This is a genomic window from Leptotrichia massiliensis (assembly GCF_900104625.1).
Classification (GTDB): domain Bacteria; phylum Fusobacteriota; class Fusobacteriia; order Fusobacteriales; family Leptotrichiaceae; genus Leptotrichia; species Leptotrichia massiliensis.
Map to the genome: position 1 here is coordinate 81,869 of NZ_FNVZ01000005.1, position 25,180 is coordinate 107,048.

At 29.9% G+C, this 25,180-nt stretch carries 24 protein-coding genes; 17 read left to right on the plus strand and 7 right to left on the minus strand.

The genetic code is table 11. The features are described from left to right. Window positions 1-56 precede the first annotated feature (56 nt). From leuS to BQ5344_RS04415, 8 genes are all read left to right on the plus strand, one after another. The gene (gene leuS / locus BQ5344_RS04380) at window positions 57-2,735 is read left to right on the plus strand and encodes a leucine--tRNA ligase (RefSeq protein ID WP_083378196.1); all 2,679 of its coding nucleotides are present in this window, start codon (window positions 57-59) and stop codon (window positions 2,733-2,735) included. Window positions 2,736-2,792: 57 nt separating this feature from the next. Next, window positions 2,793-3,002: a hypothetical protein gene (locus tag BQ5344_RS04385; RefSeq protein WP_021744007.1), complete on the plus strand. Its 210-nt coding sequence runs from the start codon at window positions 2,793-2,795 to the stop codon at window positions 3,000-3,002. A gap of 140 nt (window positions 3,003-3,142) precedes the next feature. Next, the gene (locus BQ5344_RS04390) at window positions 3,143-3,979 is read left to right on the plus strand and encodes an SDR family oxidoreductase (protein ID WP_071124324.1); all 837 of its coding nucleotides are present in this window, start codon (window positions 3,143-3,145) and stop codon (window positions 3,977-3,979) included. 256 nt (window positions 3,980-4,235) lie between these two features. Beyond that, window positions 4,236-5,561, plus strand: a complete 1,326-nt coding sequence (locus BQ5344_RS04395) for a bifunctional folylpolyglutamate synthase/dihydrofolate synthase (RefSeq protein WP_235846110.1) — start codon at window positions 4,236-4,238, stop codon at window positions 5,559-5,561. A gap of 211 nt (window positions 5,562-5,772) precedes the next feature. Beyond that, window positions 5,773-5,994: a hypothetical protein gene (locus BQ5344_RS04400; RefSeq protein WP_158662991.1), complete on the plus strand. Its 222-nt coding sequence runs from the start codon at window positions 5,773-5,775 to the stop codon at window positions 5,992-5,994. A 1-nt stretch (window position 5,995) separates the two neighbouring features. Beyond that, entirely contained in the window at window positions 5,996-6,544 is a 549-nt protein-coding gene (locus BQ5344_RS04405) for a hypothetical protein (protein ID WP_071124327.1), read from the plus strand. A 603-nt stretch (window positions 6,545-7,147) separates the two neighbouring features. Then, window positions 7,148-7,756, plus strand: coding sequence for a DUF2278 family protein (locus BQ5344_RS04410; protein WP_071124328.1), 609 nt, complete (start codon window positions 7,148-7,150; stop codon window positions 7,754-7,756). 121 nt (window positions 7,757-7,877) lie between these two features. Next, window positions 7,878-8,531, plus strand: coding sequence for a DUF4240 domain-containing protein (locus BQ5344_RS04415; protein WP_071124329.1), 654 nt, complete (start codon window positions 7,878-7,880; stop codon window positions 8,529-8,531). Window positions 8,532-8,869: 338 nt separating this feature from the next. On the opposite strand, the gene BQ5344_RS04420 is transcribed toward BQ5344_RS04415, so the two are convergent. From BQ5344_RS04420 to BQ5344_RS04435, 4 genes are all read right to left on the minus strand, one after another. After that, the gene (locus BQ5344_RS04420) at window positions 8,870-9,946 is read right to left on the minus strand and encodes a M24 family metallopeptidase (RefSeq protein WP_071124330.1); all 1,077 of its coding nucleotides are present in this window, start codon (window positions 9,944-9,946) and stop codon (window positions 8,870-8,872) included. Window positions 9,947-10,269: 323 nt separating this feature from the next. Next, window positions 10,270-11,268, minus strand: coding sequence for an energy transducer TonB (locus tag BQ5344_RS04425; RefSeq protein ID WP_071124331.1), 999 nt, complete (start codon window positions 11,266-11,268; stop codon window positions 10,270-10,272). Between the two features lie 46 nt (window positions 11,269-11,314). Then, window positions 11,315-11,731 (minus strand): ExbD/TolR family protein, encoded by a 417-nt coding sequence (locus BQ5344_RS04430; RefSeq protein WP_071124332.1) that lies wholly within the window; start codon window positions 11,729-11,731, stop codon window positions 11,315-11,317. A gap of 122 nt (window positions 11,732-11,853) precedes the next feature. Then, the gene (locus tag BQ5344_RS04435) at window positions 11,854-12,480 is read right to left on the minus strand and encodes a MotA/TolQ/ExbB proton channel family protein (RefSeq protein WP_071124333.1); all 627 of its coding nucleotides are present in this window, start codon (window positions 12,478-12,480) and stop codon (window positions 11,854-11,856) included. Window positions 12,481-12,969: 489 nt separating this feature from the next. Between BQ5344_RS04435 and trhA the strand changes: the two genes are divergently transcribed. Together trhA and BQ5344_RS04445 are read left to right on the plus strand one after the other, a co-directional pair. Then, entirely contained in the window at window positions 12,970-13,656 is a 687-nt protein-coding gene (trhA, locus tag BQ5344_RS04440) for a PAQR family membrane homeostasis protein TrhA (protein WP_071124334.1), read from the plus strand. 79 nt (window positions 13,657-13,735) lie between these two features. Next, on the plus strand, window positions 13,736-14,317 hold the full coding sequence (locus BQ5344_RS04445; RefSeq protein ID WP_021769615.1) for a helix-turn-helix domain-containing protein: 582 nt from the start codon (window positions 13,736-13,738) through the stop codon (window positions 14,315-14,317). A gap of 95 nt (window positions 14,318-14,412) precedes the next feature. Here BQ5344_RS04445 and lgt read toward each other — a convergent pair whose 3' ends face one another. The 3 genes from lgt to kdsA all read right to left on the minus strand — a co-directional run bounded on the left by lgt (window position 14,413) and on the right by kdsA (window position 17,411). Further along, complete coding sequence (gene lgt / locus BQ5344_RS04450) at window positions 14,413-15,327, minus strand: prolipoprotein diacylglyceryl transferase (protein WP_021769614.1); 915 nt, start codon at window positions 15,325-15,327, stop codon at window positions 14,413-14,415. A gap of 117 nt (window positions 15,328-15,444) precedes the next feature. Beyond that, window positions 15,445-16,530, minus strand: coding sequence for a pyridoxal-phosphate-dependent aminotransferase family protein (locus tag BQ5344_RS04455; protein ID WP_036071295.1), 1,086 nt, complete (start codon window positions 16,528-16,530; stop codon window positions 15,445-15,447). 44 nt (window positions 16,531-16,574) lie between these two features. After that, window positions 16,575-17,411, minus strand: coding sequence for a 3-deoxy-8-phosphooctulonate synthase (kdsA, locus tag BQ5344_RS04460; RefSeq protein ID WP_071124335.1), 837 nt, complete (start codon window positions 17,409-17,411; stop codon window positions 16,575-16,577). A 223-nt stretch (window positions 17,412-17,634) separates the two neighbouring features. Between kdsA and hemL the strand changes: the two genes are divergently transcribed. From hemL to ilvD, 7 genes are all read left to right on the plus strand, one after another. Continuing rightward, window positions 17,635-18,936, plus strand: coding sequence for a glutamate-1-semialdehyde 2,1-aminomutase (hemL, locus tag BQ5344_RS04465; RefSeq protein ID WP_071124336.1), 1,302 nt, complete (start codon window positions 17,635-17,637; stop codon window positions 18,934-18,936). Between the two features lie 22 nt (window positions 18,937-18,958). Further along, window positions 18,959-20,086, plus strand: coding sequence for a nicotinate-nucleotide--dimethylbenzimidazole phosphoribosyltransferase (gene cobT, locus BQ5344_RS04470; RefSeq protein ID WP_071124337.1), 1,128 nt, complete (start codon window positions 18,959-18,961; stop codon window positions 20,084-20,086). 331 nt (window positions 20,087-20,417) lie between these two features. Next, window positions 20,418-21,038, plus strand: coding sequence for an outer membrane beta-barrel protein (locus tag BQ5344_RS04475; protein WP_021769609.1), 621 nt, complete (start codon window positions 20,418-20,420; stop codon window positions 21,036-21,038). Between the two features lie 274 nt (window positions 21,039-21,312). After that, on the plus strand, window positions 21,313-22,092 hold the full coding sequence (locus BQ5344_RS04480) for a tetratricopeptide repeat protein (protein WP_071124338.1): 780 nt from the start codon (window positions 21,313-21,315) through the stop codon (window positions 22,090-22,092). A gap of 35 nt (window positions 22,093-22,127) precedes the next feature. Beyond that, a complete protein-coding gene (locus BQ5344_RS04485; RefSeq protein ID WP_071124339.1) occupies window positions 22,128-22,868 on the plus strand; it encodes a tetratricopeptide repeat protein in 741 nt (246 codons plus the stop codon). Between the two features lie 142 nt (window positions 22,869-23,010). Beyond that, window positions 23,011-23,172, plus strand: coding sequence for a hypothetical protein (locus tag BQ5344_RS04490; protein ID WP_021769606.1), 162 nt, complete (start codon window positions 23,011-23,013; stop codon window positions 23,170-23,172). Between the two features lie 327 nt (window positions 23,173-23,499). After that, the gene (gene ilvD, locus BQ5344_RS04495; RefSeq protein WP_205407992.1) at window positions 23,500-25,179 is read left to right on the plus strand and encodes a dihydroxy-acid dehydratase; all 1,680 of its coding nucleotides are present in this window, start codon (window positions 23,500-23,502) and stop codon (window positions 25,177-25,179) included. Window position 25,180 lies beyond the last annotated feature (1 nt).

Genomic DNA, 25,180 nt, shown 5'->3' on the forward strand with positions numbered 1-25,180 from the left:
TTGTAAAATGAATAAAAAATCAAAATTATAAATACTGAAAAAAATGGAGGAAAACAATGATAAAGGAATACAAACCGTCGGAAATTGAAAAAAAGTGGCAGAATAAATGGTTTGAAGAGGATGTTTTTAAATCGGAAAATAAGGTTGAGGGAAAAGAGAATTATTATGTGCTTGAGATGTTTGCGTATCCATCTGGAAAGCTTCATGTTGGGCATTTGAGAAATTATGCGATTGGAGATGCGATTGCAAGATACAAGAAGATGAAAGGGTTTAATGTGCTGCATCCGTTTGGATGGGACAGTTTTGGGCTGCCTGCGGAAAATGCCGCGATTGACAATGGGGCACATCCTGGGAAATGGACTAAAGCGAACATTGACAATATGAGAAGACAGATGAAGCTTATGGGACTTTCTTATGATTGGAACAGGGAACTTAGCACTTATACTCCAGAATATTATAAGTGGAATCAGAAGTTTTTTATTGAAATGTATAAAAAAGGGCTTGTTTACAAGAAAAAATCTTATGTAAACTGGTGTCCTGACTGTAATACGGTTTTGGCGAATGAACAAGTTGAAGACGGGAAATGCTGGCGTCACGGTAAAACTGATGTTATTCAAAAGGAATTGTCGCAATGGTACTTTAAAATTACAGAATATGCAGAAGAATTGCTGCAGGGGCATGAGGAACTTAGAGGACATTGGCCAGAGCAAGTATTGACAATGCAGAAAAACTGGATTGGAAAATCAACAGGATCTGAAGTTGACTTTATTTTAGATTATAAATTTGAAAATGATGGAAATTCGCATTTAAAATTGAATGATAATGGAGAAGTTGTGATTTCTGTGTTTACAACAAGACCTGATACGCTTTATGGGGTTACCTATGCAACTGTTGCACCAGAGCATCCGTTGGTTGAGGAAATTATTTTGAAAGAAAATCCTTCGATAAGAGAAGCTGTTGAAAGAATGATAAATGAGGATAAAATTGCACGTACAGCGGAAGATAAGGAAAAAGAAGGAGTATTTTCTGGACTTTATGTGATTAATCCTGTAAATGGTGAAAAAGTGCAGTTGTGGGTTGCAAACTATGTATTGATGGATTATGGGACAGGAGCTGTAATGGCAGTACCTGCACATGATGAAAGAGATTTTCAATTTGCTAAGAAATATAACTTGGATTTGAAAATTGTTGTAAATCCTGTTGATAAAAATGGAAATTTAGAAGAAGTTTCTGTTGAAAAATTGGAAAATGCTTTAACAGTTCCAGGAATACTGGTAAACTCAGAAGAATTTAATGGATTAAATAGTAATGAAACAAAAGAGAAAATTACTGAAAAATTGGAAAAAATTGGACTAGGTAAGAAAACAGTAAATTATAGGCTTCATGACTGGCTAATCAGTAGACAAAGATACTGGGGAACTCCAATTCCTGTGATTTATGATGAAGATGGAAATATTTATTTGGAAGAGGAAGCAAACTTGCCTGTGAAACTGCCTACAGATATTGAGTTTAGCGGAAAAGGAAATCCACTTGAAACTTCTGAGGAATTTAAAAATGTGATTTTACCAAATGGGAAAAAAGGGAGAAGAGAAACTGACACAATGGATACTTTCGTTGATTCTTCGTGGTATTACTTGAGGTATTTGGATTCTCACAATGATAAAGAGCCGTTTAAAAAGGAAGATGCAGATAACTGGACTCCAGTTCATCAATATATCGGTGGAATTGAGCATGCGGTAATGCACTTGCTTTATGCAAGATTTTTCCACAAATCACTAAGAGATTTAGGATACATTGACACAAATGAGCCATTTAAGCGTTTATTGACACAAGGAATGGTTTTAGGACCTTCTTACTATTCTCAAAATGAAAGAAGATATTTGTTCCCAAGAGAAGTGGAAATGAAGGATGGAAAGCCTTTTTCTAAGGAAACTGGAGAAGAATTGGCAACAAAAGTTGAAAAAATGAGTAAATCTAAAAATAATGGAGTAGATCCTGAAGAAATCGTGAAGGAATACGGAGCTGACTCTTCAAGAGTGTTCACATTGTTTGCTGCACCGCCTGAAAAAGAGCTGGAATGGAATATGAACGGTCTTGCAGGGGCTTACAGGTTTATAAACAGACTTTATCTGCTAATTTCATCAACAGCTGATTTTGCTGATAAAAATGCATCAAAGGAAAATAATTATGGAATTAATTTGGATGCGAGAAGTGAGAAAGACAAGGAAATTCAGAAAAAATTACATCAGACTGTAAAAAAAGTTACAGACAGCATTGAGGATGATTTTCACTTTAACACAGCAATAGCCGCAATAATGGAACTTCTAAATGATATGACAACTTACAAGCAAAATGTAATTGACAAAAACGACATTTCGTCAGAAAGTAAAAAAGTATGGCACGAAGTTCTTGAAAAAGTGATTTTACTAATTGCGCCTTTTGCACCGCACGTGGCGGATGAATTATGGAGTGATTTAGGAAATACAACTCTTACTTTTGAGGAAGAATGGCCAACATTTGATGAAAAATTAACTGTGGAAAACAACTTTAACTTGGTTTTACAAGTAAATGGAAAAGTTAGGGATATGCTGCCTGCACAAATTGGAATTTCAAAAGATGACGCTGAAAAATTGGCATTTTCTTCAGAAAAAGTTCAAAAATTTGTTGATGGAAAAGAAGTTGTTAAGGTAATTGTAGTGCCTAATAAGTTGGTTAATATTGTTGTAAAGGGATAAAGTTTAATAAAGGGGGAGGAATTTTTAAAAAGAAAAATTAAATTAGGGGTAATTAAGATGACATATATTGCAGAAATAGAAAATAATAAATTAATTAATGAATTTAAAAAAGCTGTAAAAAAAACTGGAAAAAGTGAAAGTGACGTTTTAGTTCAATTGATGGCTAAATTTGTTGAAGAAAACAAAATTGAAAAGAATTCAATGGATATTCTATTTAATAAAATGGAAGAAAATAAAGATGTTTTTATCAGAATGCGTGATAAATAATGATTAAATATTTTGAAGTTTGTGACATTTTAAAAATACATAATAAAGTTTTAGAATTATCAGGTGGTTTAAAGGGTTATAAAGATAAATTGGGAATAGAAAAAGTATGTCTGAAATAAAAAAAGTAGGAGAGAAATAAAATGGTTAAAATAGCAGTAACTGGAGTGACAGGAAATTTGGGTGTAATAGTTTCAAGATTATGCAAAGAAAATGGAATAAAAGTGAGAAATTTGGCTAGAAATAAGGAAAAAGCTGAAAAAATGGGGTTTTCTGATGTTTTTAAATCAAGTTACGACAAGTCAGATGATACTGTAAAATCGCTTGAAGGAATTGATGTACTTTTTATGGTGTCGGGTTCTGAAAATCCTGACCGGGTTCAACAGCATAAGGATTTTATTGATTCTGCTAAAACAGCTGGAGTGTCGCATATTGTTTATCTTTCGTTTTACAATGCTTCAAAAAATTCGATATTTACATTGGGAAGAGATCATTATGCAACTGAGGAATACATTAAAGAAAATGGCTTTAAATATACATTTTTGAAAGATAATTTTTATGCGGATTTCTTTGTGGATATGTGCAGAGAGTACGGTGAAATAAAAGGGCCTGCTGGAAATGGTAAAGTTTCGGCTGTGGTGCGTTCGGATGTGTCAGAAGTGGTTGCTAAAATTTTGGAAAATCCAGAAAAATGGCAAAATCAGACATTGAATATGACAGGACCTGAAGAATTGACAATGGAGGAAATTACAAAACTTGCAAGTAAATATTTGGGTAAAGAAATTAAATATATTCCTGAAACAGTAGATGAGGCTTATGAATCACGTAAAATCTGGAAAGCTGAACAATGGGAATATGATTCGTGGGTTTCGACTTATACGGCAATCGCTGAAGGTGAGCAAGCTGGTGTTTCAAATGACATTGAAAAAGTGCTGGGACGTAAAGCAACTTCATTGACTACGTATTTGGAAACACTATAAATAAAAAAATGATAAAAATTACCAATAGGAATATAAAATTATTAATAAAGAGTTAGCATTAGGCTGGCTTTTTATTTTTCATAAATTTCGTTATTTAAACAAGTGGTAGGATTAGATACAAATTTTTTAATATCAAACTGATAAAATTAAATAATTTTAAAGAAGATTTATTATAATTGATTGAAAGGAGAAATTTTTAATTATTAAAATAAATATAAATATGAGAATAGATGAAGTTTTAGAAAAAATTTTTAATATGAGAACAATTAATAAAAGAATAACCAATGAATCTTTGAAACAAAATAATGAAAAGTTGAGAAAAATTTATGAGTTGCTGGGAGAACCGTGTAAAAATAAGAAAATTGTTCATATTGCAGGAACTAATGGGAAAGGCTCGACAGCTACATTTTTAGAGGGAATTTTTTTTGTAGCGGGATATTCTGTTGCAAAGTTTACTTCGCCACATATTTTACGGTTTAATGAGAGAATTTTAGTAGATAAAGAAATGATTTCTGATGAGGATGTTGTGAAGTATTATGAAGTTGTTATGGATATTTTGGAAAAAAATTCGTTGCAGATAAATTTTTTTGAGATAACGACTTTTATGGCTTTACTTTATTTTGAGGCAAAAAATCCTGACTTTATATTTCTGGAAACTGGTCTTGGCGGAAGATATGACGCTACAAATGTTGTAAATTCGACAATTGCAGCTATAACAAATGTGAGTTTTGATCACGTCAGTCTTTTGGGAAATTCACTTGACAAAATTGCAGATAGGAAAGCTGGCATTATAAAGGACGGACAGCTGTGTATTTATGCCCAGAATTTAGTCGAATTGGAGAATGCTGTAAAAAAGGAAACTGATAATTCAGTAAATGTCTTGAAAAAGTATGAGAATTTACAAGTTGAGCTGGATACTCAAAATTATAAGACAATTGTGAAGATTTTTGAAAATGAAAATTTAGACGAATCTGAAAATATTGAAGATAAAAAAAATAAATATAATTTGGGAAAAACATTTATATTGCCACTTTTTGGAAAATTTCAGGCAAATAATTTTTTGATTGCTTATGAAATTGCTAAAATTTATGGTATCGGCGATGAAATTATTCAGAAAGGGCTTGATGAAATTTCGCTGGCTGGACGGTTTGAGATTTTTTCACAAAATCCAGCTACAATACTGGATGTGGCTCATAATGATGATTCTGTACGAGTTCTTGTAGAAAATTTGAATGAACTTTTTAAAAATGATGAAGTAATTTTTATTCTTTCGATACTTGGAACAAAGGACATTGCAAATATTTTTGAGAAAATTTTGGAAAAAAATTACAAAATTTTTATAACGTCTCTAAAAGAGGTTACTTACGGACTTTCTGCCAATGAAATAAAGAAAAATCTGGAAAATGCAAATATTTTGACAAATAATATTATTTTTGAAGATAATATTTTGGATGCTTATAATCAAGCAAAACAAATGGTTTTGGAAAAGAATAGCCGGTATAAGGCGATAGTGGTTTGTGGCTCTTTTTATGAAATTGCGAAATTTAAGAAACTGTGTGGCAAAAGGAATGAGTACTTTTAATAGTAGAAAAGGGAATTATTTAATGACTGTATAGAATTGTTTTACAGGACATTGAAAAATAAACACGCAATGAAAGGTTTGAAAAGTTAAAGGCTAGAATGTACAAATACATAGAAATATGATATAATAAAAAAACATTTAGTAAAATTAGGTTCAGTCTAAATAGATATAAAGAAAATTAAAAAAAAAGGACAATGTAAAAGATATGCTTATGAATATTCCAAGAGTGAATGCAGACTACGATAAAGATTTAGTAGAACAAAGAAACAATGTTTTAAAAGAAGAATTGAAAAATACAGATCCCAGAAATCCTTCATTAGAAAGAAGTGGAACAGAAATTCAAAATTTTGAAAGAAAAAATAATATAATTCCAACAAACAACAGCAACATAAATGAAACATTAAAAAAGTTAAGAGAAAGAGTGGGTAATTAAGATGAAAAAATTAAAATTGTTGATATTATGCTTATTAAGTATTTTTTGTTTGAGTTCTTGTTTAACAACTGGATTTTTTTTGGGTTCAATTCTTGATGAGTATGGTCCTCGTGGTGGAGGTTCTGATGGAATAAAAAAACTTTACTATAAAGATAAACCAAAATTTAAAGAGTACATGAATTCTTTAAAAAATAGAGAGAAATATGTTTTAAAAGTATCGGATACCTCTTTTATAAAAATGCCTAAAAATATTGTCACTAAAAAATATGAGAATACATTATTTTTATATGATAAAGAGAATAAAATGATGAGTTTAGGTATATCATTAAATTATTCTTCTAATTCTGAACAATTTGAAAATTATGATAAAAATAAGGATATATTAAAAGATTTTGGAAAAGTTAAAATAGTATCGGGATATGGTAATAAATACATAGTGTCCAAAGTATCAAATATTTACATAGACGCTATGTATGATCCTTCACCTAATCTAAAAGAATATTATGATTTAATTATTGATTTCATAAACAATATCGAGGAAGTAAAATGATAATTAATAGGAGATATTTATGATAGAATAACAAAAAGAAGTTAATAACGAAATGTAAAAAATATTCTTTTAAATATCTATATACCAAAACCTGATAATTTCAAAAAATCAAGAGATAATGTTGGGCTTTCTGAAGCTATGGATGAAATACAAAAAATAGTTCATATAAAGGTTTTCGAATAAAAGAATTCCAAAATTCTAGAATACTTAAAAAAGGAAATGACAATAGTAAAAAGTTAAATTAGATCAAATTATAAAAAAATTGATGATAATGTCTTTGCTGTTGTTAGTATTGTTGATATGAATGATAATTCTAAAAATTTCTTTTTAGAGTTGATGAAAGATTGGTAAAAAGTTTTGAATAAAAAAGGAGGGATGGGGAAATTAGCTTTATATTTACAATGTTGATTGCTATGTTTAGTAAAAATTTATATAATTAAAAATTTTAAAATAATCGTTGTTGTAAAAGACAGCGGTTATTTTTTTGTTTGTAATTTAAAAAAATTTTTTAATAAAATTTCCAATCCCTTTTCTTTCGTAAAAAATATGTTATACTTATAATGAGAAAAAGTAAAAGTTCAGGTATGCAGTAAAGAGGAAAATATGGAAAAATATGTGATGTTTCGAGGAAAAGTTATAGATAAATGGTACGACTTTGATAAAAGGGCACATTATCATATTGTAGTGATGGATGATGAGGGGAAAAGATTTGATTTGGCGGTTAATATTGGGAGTATTTATGAGAAGATGAATGAAATTGTTTCTTCCAATTTGAAGGTTTATTATGATGAGAGTTATAATTGCCGAAAGAGGATTGTCCGTAAAATGCTGTTGCAAAAAGATGGTATTACAGAATGTCACAAGGATTTATATCTGGATTATATTAGAATGAAACTTTTTCCACACGAAAAAATGGTACAGATGAAGGGGTTTGATGTAACAAGTATTTATTTAACTGGAATTATCGAGAAGAATGTTGTGCAGGCTATGAATAATGATGATTATGAGGTAATTGCGTTTGGAAGGCTTTATGCGAATGGGAAAGGTTTGCACGATATTCATATGAATCAGGGAAGTGTGGATAAATTTAGGAAAAATGATGCGTCGTATTCTGATGGAGGGCTGTTTTTTAGAAATAGAAGAGATAATAAGATTAAAGCTGTATTTATTGCATTTATTACTCAAAGTTTGAATATGCCTAAAAGTGTTTAGAGTCAGATTAATAAAAATTAGACGGAATTTATGAGGTGGATTTTAAAATAAATTTTTATAAAAATAATTAATAAAATATGGGGAAATATAAAAGTTAGAAAAGAAAAGAGGTGTGACAAAGATGTCTATAAGAAATTTTGCTACAAAACTTAAAATGAAACGTGAAGAGTTTTGGAAATACATTTCCATATCTCATAAAAAAGCTAAAAATAACAATGAGTTTGTAGATTATTTAATAGATATTCTGTCAAAAAAAACAGATGAGGAAATTTTTGATTTTGAAATAATTACATTTGAATTAATGCGTGAAAGTTATAATGAAAAGTTGTGGTGTGCCTCGTATCTTGTAAACGGCGACACAGCGAGCTGGAGTTTTGATTTTTTCAGGCTATGGTTGATTTCGCAGGGGGAAAAAATATATTATTCGATTATAAAAAATCAGGATAATTTATCAAAATACATAAACATATCTTTTGAAGCTAAATTTATGACAAATTATTTTGAAAATGAAAACTTTGCTTTTATCCCAGCCTATGCCTTCTCTAGAAAAAACTGCTCACACAATATTTTAAAAAAGGAAAGTTACAAAATTAATAACAGAACTATTTTTCAAGATGATTTTATCGATGATTATAATAAAAGATTGAATACTTATAAGAGAAAAATAGGATATATTAATAAAAAATATCCAAAAATAATATTTCACTGGTGTGCACAATTTCCAAACAGCATGAAAGAAGTGTGTCCAACATTATTTAAAAAAATGTACTTTTAAAAAAACGAGGGAGTGTCTCAATTTATGGGACATTCCCTCTTCTCTAATAAGATTTAGTATTAAATTATTTTGTTTAATAACAGTTTTACTATTTTTATTATATTTTTTCTTTATTTATTTTCGTAGGATTGCTCATTGCCGCAAATCCTACAACCTATGGCTAGACTACGACTTTTATTTGTCCAACTCCGAAACTCCTCCTTCCAGTCGTCAGACAGTCGTAGCTGAACAAATAAAAGCTCCGTCGGTTTATTAATTTTAATTATCTTTAAATATTAATTTTTTATCTTTTATTGAAAAAGTTTGTAATAAATTTGTTATGTAAATCGAAAATAGAATTAATGTAAGATAATTAATTCCTTATTACTTTTATTTAATATTTCTCTACCATCTTTTTTGACTACAACATCATCTTCAATTCTAACTCCGCCCCATCCATCAAAATAAAGTCCTGGTTCAGAAGTTACAACCATATTTTCTTTCAGTTCAATATGTGAAGCAGTTGATAAGTAAGGTAATTCATGAATTTCAGCACCAATTCCGTGTCCCAGTCCGTGTCCAAAATACTCGCCATATCCTTTTTCAGTTAAAAAATTTCTAACAACTTTGTCAACATCATCTGACATGATTCCTTCTTTTATAGTATTTACACCTAGTATTTGTGCTTCTAGAACAGTATTATAAATTTCTACGTGTCTATCAGAAATATTGTCTCCATAGTAAACAGTTCTTGTCATATCTGACACATATCCTTCATAATATGCCCCAAAATCCATTGTAATAAATTCTTCTTTTTGAATTTTTTTATCAGAAGCAACTCCATGTGGCATAGCTGAACGGTATCCGCTGGCTAAAATTGTTGCAAATGAACGATCTTCAGCCCCCAGTTTTCTTTGAATATATTCCATATATGAAGAAACTTCCTTTTCAGAAACACCTTCCTTTATAATTTTTAAAGCCTCTGAAAATGCCACATCACTAATTTCTACAGCCTTTTTAATAAGTGCAATTTCTTCTTCAGATTTTACCATTCTTTCCATTACAAGTTTATTTCCAACTGGCACTAATTCCACTTTGAAAATGTCTTTTATCGTTTGATAAAGAGAAAATGACACATTTACATTTTCAAATCCCACATTTTTTAGCCCAAATTTCTTTATATATTCTCCAACTGTCTGAAGTGAACCACGTGAGACTTCCACAAATTCAAATCCCATTTCACTAACTTGTTTAGTAGCCTGTGTCTTATATCTAAAATCCGAAAAGAAAAAATTTCCGTTTTTTGTCGCAAGAGCGACTCCAGTTGTCCCAGTAAATCCAGTAAAATATCGAAGGTTATACAAATCTGTAATAAATAATCCATCAATATTCAGTTCATTTAAAATTCTTGATAATTTTTCAGTTCTTTTTTCCATGTTTTTTTCCTCTTTTTTATTAAAATTTTTTTACTTTTAAAGTGTAACACAAATTCAAAATTTTTTCTATTTATTTTTTCTAAAAGATTTCAATCAATGCTTATTTTTCATTAAATTTTAGTTATATTAGCTTTTTTAACGCAGAGGTATCAAACGCCATACCTCTGCACTCTGGCTTGACGCAAAACTTTCTTATAAAAGAAAAAGAAAACTCGCTTTTGAATACAAATTATTTTAATATAAATAAATATCAATGATTTAAAGATTTTTTCAAAAGCTCAAACAGCTATTTTTCTTCTAACGAAATTTTGCTTGAAATATATTTAGTGAGTTTTTCTAAATCTAAATGGTTTTGTTATTACTCCAGATGAGCAATTGTTAGTTTTGAAGTTTATTCTTATTCCTTTAGCGGCTTTTTTGGCTTCATTTAGAAAAATAGAACTTGCTCCTGAAGCTGAAATTACTGAGATGCCGCCACCTCTAGTAAATTTTACTGTAACATTTACAACAACATTAAATTCTCTGTTTAAACGTTGACTGCCTTGTGGCATTTCCAATGTTTCTCTGTATGAAACTGAAAAATCAGTACCTTCATGACATCCACCTCCCCGTGTACTTCCAGACTTTTTATCGTTTCCATTTCCAGAACTAGTTGAATTTCCGCTTGTTCCTGTTCCATTTCCGTTTTTGTTACTTGTAGAGTTTCCGTTAGCAGTATTTCCATTTTTATTTCCATGTGAAGTTCCTGAATTTGAGGGAGTGTTTTTATGTCCAGAATTATTGGAAATAGTGGAGTTTGAAGCAGTTATGGTGTTTTGTACTGGTTTTGTGCTGGCAGAATTTCCTGTGGACTCTGAAATTACTGGTTGTGTAGCATTTTTAGGGGTGGAGGTAACTGGGGGGATAATTGGGTGTGATGTAGGTTTTGGTTGTTCTTTTTGTATGGTCTCTTGGGGTACTTTGGGAGATTGTGGTAATGGTTGCTGTGCTTGTTTTTGCTGTATTGGTTGTGCTGGTGAAAGTTCGGGCTGTTTTGGATTTTTAGGCAGTTTATTTTGTTCTATGTTTTGAGCTTCGGAAATTGCATTGTTTTTATTTTGTGGATTGCCCTTTTGCAACCCGGCTGTTCCGTTGCTTTCCTCATTGCTATCTGTATCAACTGTGCTTTTTGTCTTATTTTCTTCTAAAATGCTATTTTTTAAGTCAACAACAATAGTCTGCTTTTCTTTTTTTTCTTCAAGTTTCTGCTTTAAAACTGGAGTTGCAATTGGAATAAGAAGTATTCCCAAGTTTATTGCAGCTGAAATTATGTAATATTTCATTTTTCACCTTCATTCGTTTTCTTTAAATATCTAATTTTATATAGTTTTAATTTTTATTTTGAATATTTAAACTTATATTTTCTATGTTCATATTTTTTAAAATACTCATCGTATCCACAATGTCCTTATATTCTAAATGTTCGTCGGCAGTTAAAGTTATATTTTTTAATGCTTGCTTTGGTAATTTTGAAAATTCGGAAGCTATTTCATTTTGGGAAAGTTCCCTAGTTTTGTCGTCTATTTTTAAGAAGTATTTTTTGTCTTTATTTACGATTACTTCTATTTTTGTATCTTCCTTTTTTTCAAGCTGTGCTGATGTTTTTGGAACTGACAGCTGAAATTGTGAATAATTGTTAAATGTAGTTGCAAGCATAAAAAATATTAGCAGCATAAAAATTACATCAATTAAGTTTAACATTGATATATCAACGTTTTGACGTTTTCGTCTGTTAGAAAATTTCATATTTTTCTCCTAAGAAATTTGATTTGTAAATTTTACTTATAATTTGTTTGAAGTTAAACTAATCTAAATCAGATAAAATTAGTTTGGATTTTAAATCTAAGATTAGAATAAAAGGTTAAAAATCAATCTTTTACTCGGCTCAAAAACTGCAATGCCGCCCTTTCCATCTCGGCCACAATAACATCAATCCGTCTGTTAAAATAATTATAAAAGACTAATGCAGGTATTGCAACTATTAATCCAAACGCAGTTGTGTAAAGTGCTTCTGAAATTCCGCCAGCCACTATTTTTGCTGTGCTTGTACCATTTCGGGTAAGGGCTGAAAAGGCTGCAATCATCCCTGTAACAGTTCCCAGAAGTCCCAGTTGAGGAGCAGCATTTACAACTGTTCCCAATAAACTCATCCCTTTTTCGAGTTCAGTAGTCTGCTCTAAAATGCTTTCACTTATTATACCCTCTATAACCTGTCTATGTGAATTATCAAGTTCATCAAAGTTAATATCCATATTGGAAACAATTTTTGTTACACTTTTAGAAATTGAATCAGTCTTATCTTTACAAAGTTTTAAAATTTCTTCTCTGTTACCTGTTCTAAGTGCTTTATAAAGCTGATTTTTCTCATTTTCTGACAATTTTTTCTCTTTTGATAAAAAAGTATACATTTTTTCAATAATAACAGCAAGTCCAGATATTGAGGCAAGTAAAATTACCCACATAAATATCCCGCCGTCAATAAGGTATTTTAACATACTTCGTCCTTCTTTCTCTTAGTATTTTTTATATAAAATTATTTTACTATAAAAATATTTTTGTGTCAAACATTGTTTGGAAATAGTATAATAATAATTTAGAAATTTAGTAATATATTTAATTTTTTTAGTTAAATTTTTAGTATATACAAGTAATTATTTTGTTTTAATTAAAATTTTTTAATTATAAATTGTTATTTTAGGTTGATTATAATCAAAATACCTGTTATAATAAATTATGTAATATAACAGGTGATATATTTGTATTTGAAAATTAAATAATTATAACTTGATAGCAAAAAAAAATCATTTTATAAGCAAAAAAAAATGTACTATTAAATTTTATATGGTATTATTATAATACAAAGTTAGTATTTTAAAATTGATTTTATATTCATATATATCTTATTAATCGTTTATTTAAGCATAAAGATTGATTAACTGATGTGGTAAAACACAAAAAATATCTTTGTATATGAAAGGAAAAATATGAATAAAAAAACTAAGAATAAAAACGCTAATACGTTATTAGAAATACATAAAAAAGCAGAAAGTTTTTCACAAGGTGAGGAAATTGCTAATTTTGTGAGTCATACTGTTGGTGCTGGACTTGCTGTAATAGCTTTCATAGTACTTACGATACGTGCAAGCTGGAATCAAGATATAGGAACAATTATATCTTTTATGGCATTTGGATTTGGATTAGTTGTTTTATATACAATGTCTGCAATATATCACGGGTTAAAACCAGGAACAGCTAAAATGATTTTTGAAATTTTTGATCATTCTGCAATATATATTTTAATTGCAGCATCTTATACACCTTTTTTATACCTAGTCGTTGATTCTCCAATGAACAAAATTATATTGACGATTCAATGGGTAGTGTGTATTTTAGGAATTGTTTTTAAAGCATTTTTTACTGGAAAATTTAAGTTGTTTTCCACAATGTTATATTTAATAATGGGATGGATGATTGTATTTGCTTGGAATGATTTGATAAAGAATATAAATCAAGTTTCATTAATTTATTTAATTTTGGGTGGTGTGTTATACTCACTAGGAACAATTTTTTATTCGTGGAAAATATGTAAATTTAATCATATGATTTGGCACATTTTTGTTATTTTAGGAAGTGTCTTTCATTTTTTGGCTGTATACTATTTAGTTTCATAAAAAATTTAAAACGGGGTAATTAAGGTACTTATTGTATTAAAAATGTAAATATATATTTTATTTTGGAAAGGGTAGTTTAATGGGAAGAAAATCGAAAATATCTAATGAACTAAAAATTGAGCTCGTAAAACGGGTATTATCAGGAGAAGCAAGCATTAAAAGTTTAGCAAAGGAATACAATATTGCAAAATCTTCATTAATGACTTGGAAAAAGAAATATGTTGAAATCGGCGAAGAAAGTATTATGGTTGGAGATAAAAATAGACGTTATAGCCGTGAAATTAAAGAAAAAGCTATCAAAAGCTATTTAAATAATGAAGGATCTTTGTTTGATATCTGTAAAAAATACGATATTGCGTCTGTAAGTGTACTAAATTACTGGATTAGAGACTATAGAAGAAGTATGGATGCAAATGGAAATTATACAGTAGTAAAAAAACATATAAGAAAATCAATTGATGCAAAAGTTGAAGCTGTAGTATTTTGTCAAAATAATAATTATGATTATAATTTAACAATCAAGAAATTTGGCGTTTCATATCAACAAATTTATTCATGGGTAAAAAAATATGAAAAAGGTGGAGTTGACGCATTAGTCGATAATCGTGGAAAAAGACATCCTGAAAATAAAGATGAAAAATCTACTAAGAAAAAGAAATAATAAAAAACTGTCACGTTCTAATAAAATGAATTTGACAGTTTTTTTGTATATTTAAATTTTAAAGAGTTTTGTACAAAGAATTCTTAAATAGAAAATTATTCAGCTAATTTTGTTTCTTCTTTTTTAACTTCAATAGGTGTAAATTTTTTGTCTGGACTACTAAGATATTTTATTCCAATAATTGCAACAATAATCATAGCTATACTTATTAGATATGGAAGTCTGATTCCAAAAAGTAACAAATCTTCGGCTCTAAATGTACTTACAAACATTCTAATGATTGCATACATAATTAAATAAATCATTGATAAAACTCCAGGGTTATATTCTTTTTTTCTAAAATAGAACCAAAGAATTATAAAGCCAATCAAATTTAAAAATGCTTCATAAAGCATAGCTGGATGTAATGGTAAATTTGGAAATTCTGAACCAGCAGGCGTATCTAATGGAAAACTTATTCCCCAAGGCACAAGCTGTTTAAACTGAGTTTTTGCAGCAATGCTCATCGCTTGATATTCTGACCACCATTTAGTAAATGTTCCTGAAAAAATTACACTAAGTGGAGTAAATGTTGGTACACCGTGTACTTCCCCATTTGCCAGATTTCCAAATCTTCCTAAAAATTGTCCAAATAGTAAAGGTCCAACAGCCATATCTGTGAGTACCCACAAACTTCGCTTATTTTTTTTAGCATATAAATATGAACCTATGAATGCACCAATAATCCCACCATGAATGGCAAGTCCGCCTTCCCAGATATAAAAAATTGATAAAGGATTTCCTATATAATCTGAAAATTTGAAAATAACATAATAAAGTCTTGCTCCAATCAATCCAGCCAAAATTGTTGTAAATGCAAAATCTTCAATAATTTTTCTATCATCAACGCCTCTTTTTTCGGCAACATCATCAGCAAGTGCGATAAACATTCCAAAAAGAAAGGCTAAAATATACATTAAACTATAAATTCTAAGTTCAAAACCTCCAATTTTAAATAAATATGGTTTCATTTACGCTCCTTTTCAATATTTTGCAACAGGAACTGTTAAAGTATTGTATTTTTATTTGTTATTAATAAATAAAATTCTTTAAGACAGTTCCATTACTTTATTTATTTTTTGTAAATTTTATAATTGTTTTTTTAATTCTTCTTCAAAGATTACAAAGAAGTCATCAATTTGCTCTTTTGAAATTTGTCCTAAAATTCCAATTCTCATAAGACTTTCAGCATATTTACCTTTTCCACCTGTAACAGTGTATCCTTTTTCTTCAAGAGCGGCAATAATTGATTTTATAACAATTCCTTCTCTATATACTGAAATTAATGTATTTGTTCTATTTTCTTCATTTTTTACTAATAGTTCAAATCCTAATTTTTGTGCTTTTTCTTCAACATATTTTCTTAAATCGTGTTTTTGTTTAATTGTGCTTTCAACTCCATTTTTAACTAAGTCTTTTAGCGATTGATTTAATGCTAAAATTAAAGCGATTGCTGGAGTATACGGTGTTTCTGAGTTAGCGTCAAAATATTTTTCATATTGTTTTAAATCAAAATAGTATTTTGGCAAATCAGACGTTTCCATAGCTTTTTTTGCCTTGTCACTTACAGCAACAAAAGCAAGTCCTGGTGGTATTAAAAATGCTTTTTGGCTTCCTGCGATTGCTACATCAATATGCCAAGCATCAAAATCAAAATCATTTACTACAAGTCCACTAATTGTATCAACAACTAATAAAATATCAGTATTGTTTGTTAAATCTCCAAGTGCTTTTATATTATTTAAAATTCCAACTGAAGTTTCACTATGAGTTGCTAGAATTCCTTTTAAATCAGAGTTTTCAGCAATAACTTTCTTTACATCGTCTAGATTATAGCTGTCCCCAAATTCATATTGTAAATTGATTACATTTAAACCATAAATTTCAGCAATTTTTCTAAATCTGTCTCCAAAATATCCAGTATTTATTGCTAAAACTTTATCTCCTTTTGAAAAGAAATTTACAATGGCAGTTTCCATTGAGCCTGTTCCAGATGAAGTAAGTATAGCTACATCATTTGTTGTTTTAAAGACTTTTTTCAAGTTTTCGTTGTTTTCTTTCATAATTCTTCTAAATTCAGGTGTTCTGTGATGAATAATATCATTTCCCAAAATTTCTAAATATTCTTCGGGTATGTTAGTTGGCCCGGGTGTTAATAATAATTTTGAACTCATAATCATAATCCTCCTAAAAATTTATTAAAATAGATATTTTTATTTTATAATTCTTTTGTCAATTTATCATACTGTAATAATTTTGTTAAAATATCTTCAACATTGTCAAGTTTTAACATATTTGGCCCATCAGATAATCCTTTGTCAGGTTCAGGATGTACTTCTGCAAAAACTCCGTCAACTCCAACAGATACAGCTGCTCTAGTAAGTGGATAAACATAAGCACGGTTTCCTCCTGAAGTTTCTCCTTGTCCTCCTGGAATTTGTACTGAATGTGTTGCATCAAACACAACAGGATAGCCAAATTTTCTCATTTCCAGAAGTCCACGCATATCTACGACTAAATTATTGTATCCAAATGAAGCCCCACGTTCGCAAAGCATTATATTTTCATTTCCAACTTCCTCAAATTTTCTTACAACATTTTTCATATCCCAAGGTGCTAAAAATTGCCCTTTTTTTATATTCACAGCTTTTCCAGTTTCTGCAGCGGCAATAAGCAAGTCAGTCTGTCGTGATAAAAATGCAGGTATTTGAAGTAGATCAATTATTTTGGCCGCTTCTTTACATTGCCAAGGTTCGTGAATATCTGTTGCAAGAGCCACACCGTATTTTTCTTTAACTCGTGCCAAAATTTCAAGTCCTTTTGTAAGTCCTGGACCTCTAAACGAGGAAATAGAAGAACGGTTAGCCTTATCAAATGAAGCCTTAAAAACATATTGAATCCCTAGCTTGTTAGTGATGTCCTTCATTTTCCCAGCCACTTCCATAACCAAATCTTCTGATTCAATCACGCAAGGTCCAGCAATCAAAAAAATCTTATCATTACCAATAGTAAGATTATCAGTAATCTTGACTTTTTTCACTTTATCTATCAACATAAGATCAATCCTTTCCTAAAAAAAATTCTTATATTTCATTTTATCATAATATTGTTTTTTTTGCTAATTTTTTTCTAAAAAATATAGAATAAAAATTTATCATTTCATCTTATTATTTTAATTAGTAAATTTTTTTAAAATTACTAACTTGAATCAATATTTGCAAAATAAAATAAATATGATAAAATGGAGAAAATATTATTTAGAAAAGAGGGAAATTTTAATGAAAACAGATAATTCAAAAAAAATTTATGAAAAAGCTAAAAAATCAATACCAGGTGGAGTAAATAGTCCAGTTAGAGCATTTCAGTCGGTGGATAAGGAATATCCGATTTTTATTAAAAGGGGAAATGGGAGTAAACTTTATGATGAGGATGAAAATGAGTATGTGGATATGATAGGTTCTTGGGGACCAATGATTTTAGGGCATAATTATCCGAAAGTTTTGGAAGTTGTGAAGAGAGAACTTGAAAATGGGACTTCTTTTGGACTTCCTACGAAAAAGGAAGTGGAACTGGCAGAACTTGTAAAGAGCTGTTTTCCTTCGATTGAAAAATTAAGATTGACTACTTCTGGGACAGAAGCGGCTATGGCTAGTGTGAGAGTTGCCCGTGCGTTTACTGGAAAGAATAAGATTATAAAATTTGAAGGATGTTATCACGGACATTCAGATTCATTGCTGGTTAAGGCTGGTTCGGGACTTTTGACATTTGCACATCAGGATAGCAACGGAATTACTGAAGGTGTTGTGAAGGATACGATAACATTGCCTTTTGGAGATTTTGAGAAATTGAAGGAAACTTTGGAAAATGATGATGATATTGCGTGTGTGATTATTGAGCCAATTCCAGCAAATATGGGGCTTATTGAAACAGAAAAGGAATATTTGGAAAAAGTACGTAAAATCACGAAAGAAAAAAATGTAGTGTTAATTTTTGACGAGGTAATTTCTGGATTTAGAGTTTCGTTAGGCGGTGCTCAAAAAGTATTTGGAATTATACCTGATTTAACTGTTCTTGGAAAAATTATTGGTGGTGGTTATCCAGTTGGTGGATTTGGTGGAAAAAAAGAAATTATGAACTTAATTTCGCCAGTTGGTAATGTTTATCACGCTGGAACGCTTTCTGGAAATCCAATTTCAGTTGCTGCAGGAATAGAAACAATTTCGATTTTGAAGGAAAATCCTAAAATTTACGAAAATGTAAATAAAAAAACGGAGAATTTGGTAAATAAAATTAATGAATTAATAAAAAAATATGATATTCCAGCAAGTGTGAACTACTTCGGAAGCTTATTTACAATATTTTTCTCAAAGGAAAAAGTGAAAACTTTGGAAGATGCAATTAATACGAATGATGAATTTTACAGTATATATTTTGATATAATGCTTGAAAATGGAGTAATTGTGCCACCTTCAAAATATGAGGCACATTTTGTTTCTTATATTCATAATGATGAGGATGTGGAAAAATTGTTGAAGGGTGTGGAAAAAACTTTTCAAAAAATTGCTGAAAAATTAAAATAAATTTGTAAATAGAGGAATATATATGGAAATCATAAAGAGTAAAATTACAGGAGAAATTTTATTTGATACAATAAAAAAAATAACGGCTTTAGATAGAAATAAAATGAAAAAAAAGAAAAATGAACTGAATTCACTGCTAAAAACTCCAAATGGACTGGGAAAACTCGAAGAACTGGCAATCAGGCTTGAGGGAATGAGTAAAAATTATAAACCTCGCAAAAAAATGGTGCTTGTAATGGCAGCGGATAACGGTGTGGAAAGAGAAAAAGTCAGCAAATCCAAAAGAGTAATAACGCAGTATGTAGTGGAAGCGATGTTAAATGGCAAATCATCAATTAATGCTCTCTCAATGGCATATAATGCTGATGTGAAAGTGGTAGATCTGGGAATTGATGAGAGTTCGGACATAAAAAAAGAAATAGATTTATCAGGAATTATTAGCAGAAAAATTATGGAATCAGGTACTAATAATATTGCTAAACAAGCCGCAATGGAGTATGAAGATGCTGTAAAGGCTATAGAAACTGGGATTGAAATGGTTGATGAGTTTGCAAGGGACGGATACAATTTATTTGCAACTGGAGAAATGGGGATTGGAAATACTACGACTAGTAGTGCTATTTTAAAGGTTCTGACAGATTTGTCGCTAGATGAGATTGTTGGCTATGGAAGCGGAATAGATGATAAAACTTTGGAGCATAAGAAGAATGTTGTTAAAAGAGCAGTTGAAGTAAATGGATTGTCAAAATTTTTTGAAGAAAATATAAATGGAACAGGAAAAAAAGAAAAATTTGAAAAAAATAAAATAATAGATGTACTGGCAAAAGTTGGGGGACTTGATATTGCTGGAATGGTGGGAACTTATCTAGGATGTGCAAAAAACCGTGTGCCTGTCGTGATAGATGGTTTTATTTCAGCGATTTCTGCCCTTGTTGCATATAAAATTTGTCCAAACTGCAGGAATTTTATGATTGCTTCACACTTGAGCGAAGAGCCTGGAATGAAGTATATTATGAAGGAGCTGGATTTAGAGCCAATGCTCTTTATGAATATGAAATTGGGGGAAGGTACTGGAGCTGTTGTGATGTTCCCTGTGATTGAGGGAGCTTGTAATATTACTGAAGTTGTAAGAAAATATCCTGATGTATAAGATTAGAATGTATTGTTTAAACTATTTAGTTTTTTAGTTTTTATTTTGTTTAGTGTCATATAAATTTATTTGTATATTTTTTAATAAGAGAAATGATAAGATAAAACTTTTTTTATTTAATAAAACAAGTTTTAGATATATTTTTATAAAGTATTTATCATAAATATTCAATGCTTTATTTTTGAGACTTTGAAGTAAATGTATTATCTCACAACATCAGGTATTATATTTTTTAAAATAAGTTGTTGACAAAACATTAAAAATTTGATACTATGCTAATAATTAACAAAAATTTTGTTAAAATAAAAACTAAGAATTGGAGGTAATTTTTGTGAAAAAATTATTGTTATTATTGGGATTAGTTGTAAGTGCAACTGCTATGGCTGGTGTTGCTGAAGTTAGAATAGGTGGAGACTTGACAAACCGTGCAACATTTAAGGATACTGACAATTCAACATGGAGAATCAACAAAGATGCATTAAAGAGAGGATTTGAAATTACAGGTGAATATAGAACACCAGTATTCAATGAAAATCTTGAAATGGGTGGTGGAATTGCTTATAAATATAATAAATTAAGCAGTAAGAACTTACCAGGAGTTAGTGTAAAAGGACTTAGTTCAGTACCTGTGTATTTTACAACAAGATATAACTTTAAAAATGATTCTGAAGTTACTCCTTATGTAAAAGGTAATTTAGGAGTTGCATTTAATTCTGGAAAAATAGAAATTAAAGAAGGACCTTCTAGTGTTAAATTCAAATATAATTCAGGAATTTATTATGGAATTGGAGCTGGAATTCAATATAAAAATTTTGTAACTGATTTATCATATAATATAAATAGTTTGAAAACAAAATTAGATGTGGATCTTCCTGGATATAAAGCAAATAATAAATTTAATACTAATCACGGAGCACTTACTTTAAGCGTAGGTTACTCATTTGGATTATAATTAAATATAAAATAAAAAACAAATATCTAACTGTCTTTTAGAATTGAAAGGCAGTTTTTTTGTTTAAATAAAAAACTAAATTTAATAAGGTTTACAAATATTTCAATGATGAATTTCAGAACTCTACTTTTAGTTTATAAAAATTAAAGTTAAAGGTTATTAATTTTAATACTTTTATATCTATAACTTTGATTTTTTTAATGATTATGATACAATAAACAAAGAAAATTTTACTAAGATAAAACAACGAAATATTGAAAAAGGCAGGTAGAAAATGAAAAAAATATTAGTTTTTATGGTGATTCTCGCTAATTTAGTTTTTGGAGTGCAGGGATTTTCGCAAATGAATTCTAAGGAATTTGAAAAAGTGATGGCGAAAGTAGCGAAAGAATACGATAAAGGAAATAAGCAGAAAGCTTTGTCAATGTTAAAAGAAGATATACAAAAAAATCCTTCTAATATCATATTAAAAGTTATGCTGGGAATGTTTTATAATGATATGGGTAGAAAGAACGAAAGTGAAAAGGAATTAAATGAGGCAGTAGAGCTGCAGAAGAAATATCCTTTTATAGCAGATAATGGTAAAAAATATGATGTAAGGCTAGTGATTGGCATATTATATATGTATCAAAGGGATTATAAGAAAGCATTAGAATGGTTTAGTGAAATTGATAATACAACTTTTGAAAAAATAGATGAAATGGATCTTGTAATGGGTACTTTAAATTATAGATTGGGAAATACAGAAGAAGCAAAAAAATATTTATTAAAATCCTACATCAAGGATGAAGAAGGTATGTCACAAAATATTTTAGGGCAAATTTATCTTGCTGAAGGGAATCAAAAAGAGGCTAGAAAATGGTTTTTAGAATCCTCAGATAAAGGAAATTCAGGAGGCCAAGCGAATCTAGGGATTTTGTACTATCAGCAGAGAGACAAGAATGCAGCATTAAAATGGCTAAAAAAATCTTTTGAAACAGCGAAAAAAGAAAAAGATCAAAAACAAATGAAAGATATACAGGAGATCATTAAAGAAGTTGAGAGTAATAACTAAGTTTATTAATATAGGAGATAGAAAGAAGGGACATTATGAAAAAATACTTGATTTTGTTATTAGTAATTGCAAATTTAGGATTAGGAGTTCAAAGCTTTTCAGCGATGACAAAAGAAGAAAAAACAAAATTAGAAAAACAGATAGATGATGCTTATGGAAAAAATGATAAGAAAAAATTGGAAACTTTAATTATAAAATATGTAACTGAATTTCCAAACAATGCAGATTATTTAAATAGGTTGGCAGTTTTATATACTAATCAAAAAAATTATTCAGAGGCTGAAAAGTGGTATTTAAAAGCCATAGAAAAGGGTAACTTTACAGCAATTTCAAATATAGCATATTTATATTTTGAAAAAAAAGATTATGAAAAATCAATAAAATATTATAAAGAATATCAAAAGTTGGTGGATAATCCCGATAATTATCTTTGGATTGCAGCAGCATATTATGAAATGGACGATTATAAAAATGCAAAAGAATGGTATTTAAAGGTAGCTAAATTTGAGAAAGATGGATTTTCGGAAAATAAATTGGGGGTAATGTTTGAAGAGGAAGGCAATCAAAAAGAAGCATTAAAATGGTATCAAGCCTCTGTTCAAAAAGGATATCCATGGGCATATTATAATCTGACGAACTTTTATGCTGGGTTAGGAGATTCTGAAACAGCAGAAAAATGGGCTAAAAAAGGAATGGAAATATCTAAAAAAGCAGATGATTCAGAATTGAAGAAATATTTACAAGAAGCACTAGATGTTATTCAAAAAGCAAAATAAATTTTATTTAATTTGAAATTGTAAAGATTAATGAAATATATAAGTCATATATATAACATATATTTTACAAAATGATTGATTTTTGTTATAATAATTTCATAGCAAGAGAAAGAAGCAAAAAAATTAAAAATTGGAGGAAATTATGTCATTATTAATTTTAGTCTTATCATTATTACTGATTATTCAACTTTTAGAAATTGTAATTGTGCAAAACCAAAAATATGTTGCCTTAAAAATTTCTGAAAATGATTTTGTTATGTCGGTAAATGGTAGAGATGTAATGACTAATTTCGTTAGAAAATAGTTAATAAAATCATATGCAGTATTAATAATAAAAAACTTGAGGCGATTTATATTTAAAAATCGTCTTTTATTTTTTTAGAAGTAAAAGTAAATTTAAAAAAATTTGCTATACACATATAAAAAAGTAAAAAAAATATAAAAAATGTGATAAAATATAGATAAAGCCAATTAAAATTGAGTATATAAACTTAGATTTTAGATTGGAATTAAAGAATTTTGGTATTTAATCAAATAGTTTTGAGGCTGATAAAACAGACTCAAGCTAGATTTGTTGAAATATATATAAGAAAAATAGTGAAACATAAAAATTTTTAGGAGAGTGAAATCAATGACAATGAAAGGAAAAGGAAGAAGTAACAACTTGACAAGAGGAGAGGCTAGAGCTCCACACAGATCGCTTTTGAAAGGGCTAGGATTTACAAGTGAGGAAATGGATCGTCCAATTATTGGGATTGCTAATTCATTTAATGAAATTATACCGGGGCATGTTCATTTGAAAAACTTGGTTCAGGCTGTGAAGGATGGTATAAGAATGGCTGGAGGAGTTCCAATGGAATTTAATACAATTGGAATTTGTGATGGACTTGCAATGAATCATATTGGGATGAAATTTTCACTGGTAACAAGAAACATAATCGCAGATTCGATTGAAGCAGTTGCAATGGCTACTCCGTTTGATGCGATTGTATTTATGCCAAACTGTGATAAGGTAGTGCCTGGAATGTTAATTGCGTCTGCAAGACTAAATATACCTTCAATATTTGTAAGTGGAGGAGCGATGCTTGCGGGAGTGTATAAAGGTAAGAAGATAGGGCTTAGCAATGTATTTGAAGCAGTTGGACAATATGAAGCTGGATTAATAACTAAAAGAGAACTTAATTCTGTTGAAGAAATGGCGTGTCCGACTTGCGGATCTTGTGCAGGAATGTATACGGCAAATACAATGAACTGCCTAACAGAAGCGCTTGGACTAGGACTTCCAGGAAATGGAACTGTACCAGCGGTATTTTCAGAAAGAATACGGCTTGCTAAAAAAGCTGGGATGCAAATTATGGAAGTATTGAAAGCAGATGTTCGTCCAAAAGATATTTTGACAAGAGAAGCATTTGAAAATGCTGTTGCAATGGATATGGCTCTTGGAGGATCATCAAATACAGCTCTGCATTTGCCAGCAATAGCACATGAAGCAGGAATAAAATTGACATTGGAAGATTTTAATGAAATTGCAAAAATAACTCCGCAATTGTGTAAATTATCGCCATCTGGAGAACATTTTATAGAAGACTTGTACAGAGCAGGCGGAGTAACAGGTGTTATGAAAAGAATGCTTGAAAATGGAAGATTGCATGAAAATACAAAAACTGTAGCATTACGTACTCAAGGAGAACTTGCAAAAGAAGCATTTATAAATGATGATGATGTAATCAAGCCTTGGGATAAGCCAGCATATAAAACTGGTGGAATTGCGGTATTAAAAGGAAACTTGGCACCAGATGGCTGCGTTGTTAAAGAAGGGGCAGTAGATCCAGAAATGCTGCAGCATACAGGACCAGCAAAAGTATTTAATAGTGAGGAAGAAGCTGTGGAAGCAATTGTTGGTGGAAAAATCGTAGCAGGAGATGTTGTAATTATTAGATATGAAGGACCAAAAGGTGGACCTGGAATGAGAGAAATGTTATCGCCAACAGCTATGATTGCTGGAATGGGACTTGACAAGGATGTTGCGTTAATTACAGACGGAAGATTTTCAGGAGCGACAAGAGGAGCTTCAATTGGACACGTTTCGCCAGAAGCCGCTTCGGGTGGAAATATTGCTATAGTTCAAGATGGAGATATTATTGAAATTGATATTCCAAGCAGAACAATAAATATAAAAATTTCGGATGAGGAAATTAAAGCAAGAAAAGCTAAATTGGAGCCATTCAAAATTGAAGTAAAAGGGTATTTGAGAAAATATGCAATGCACGTGTCCTCTGCGGATAGAGGGGCTATTGAGATATTGGATTAAT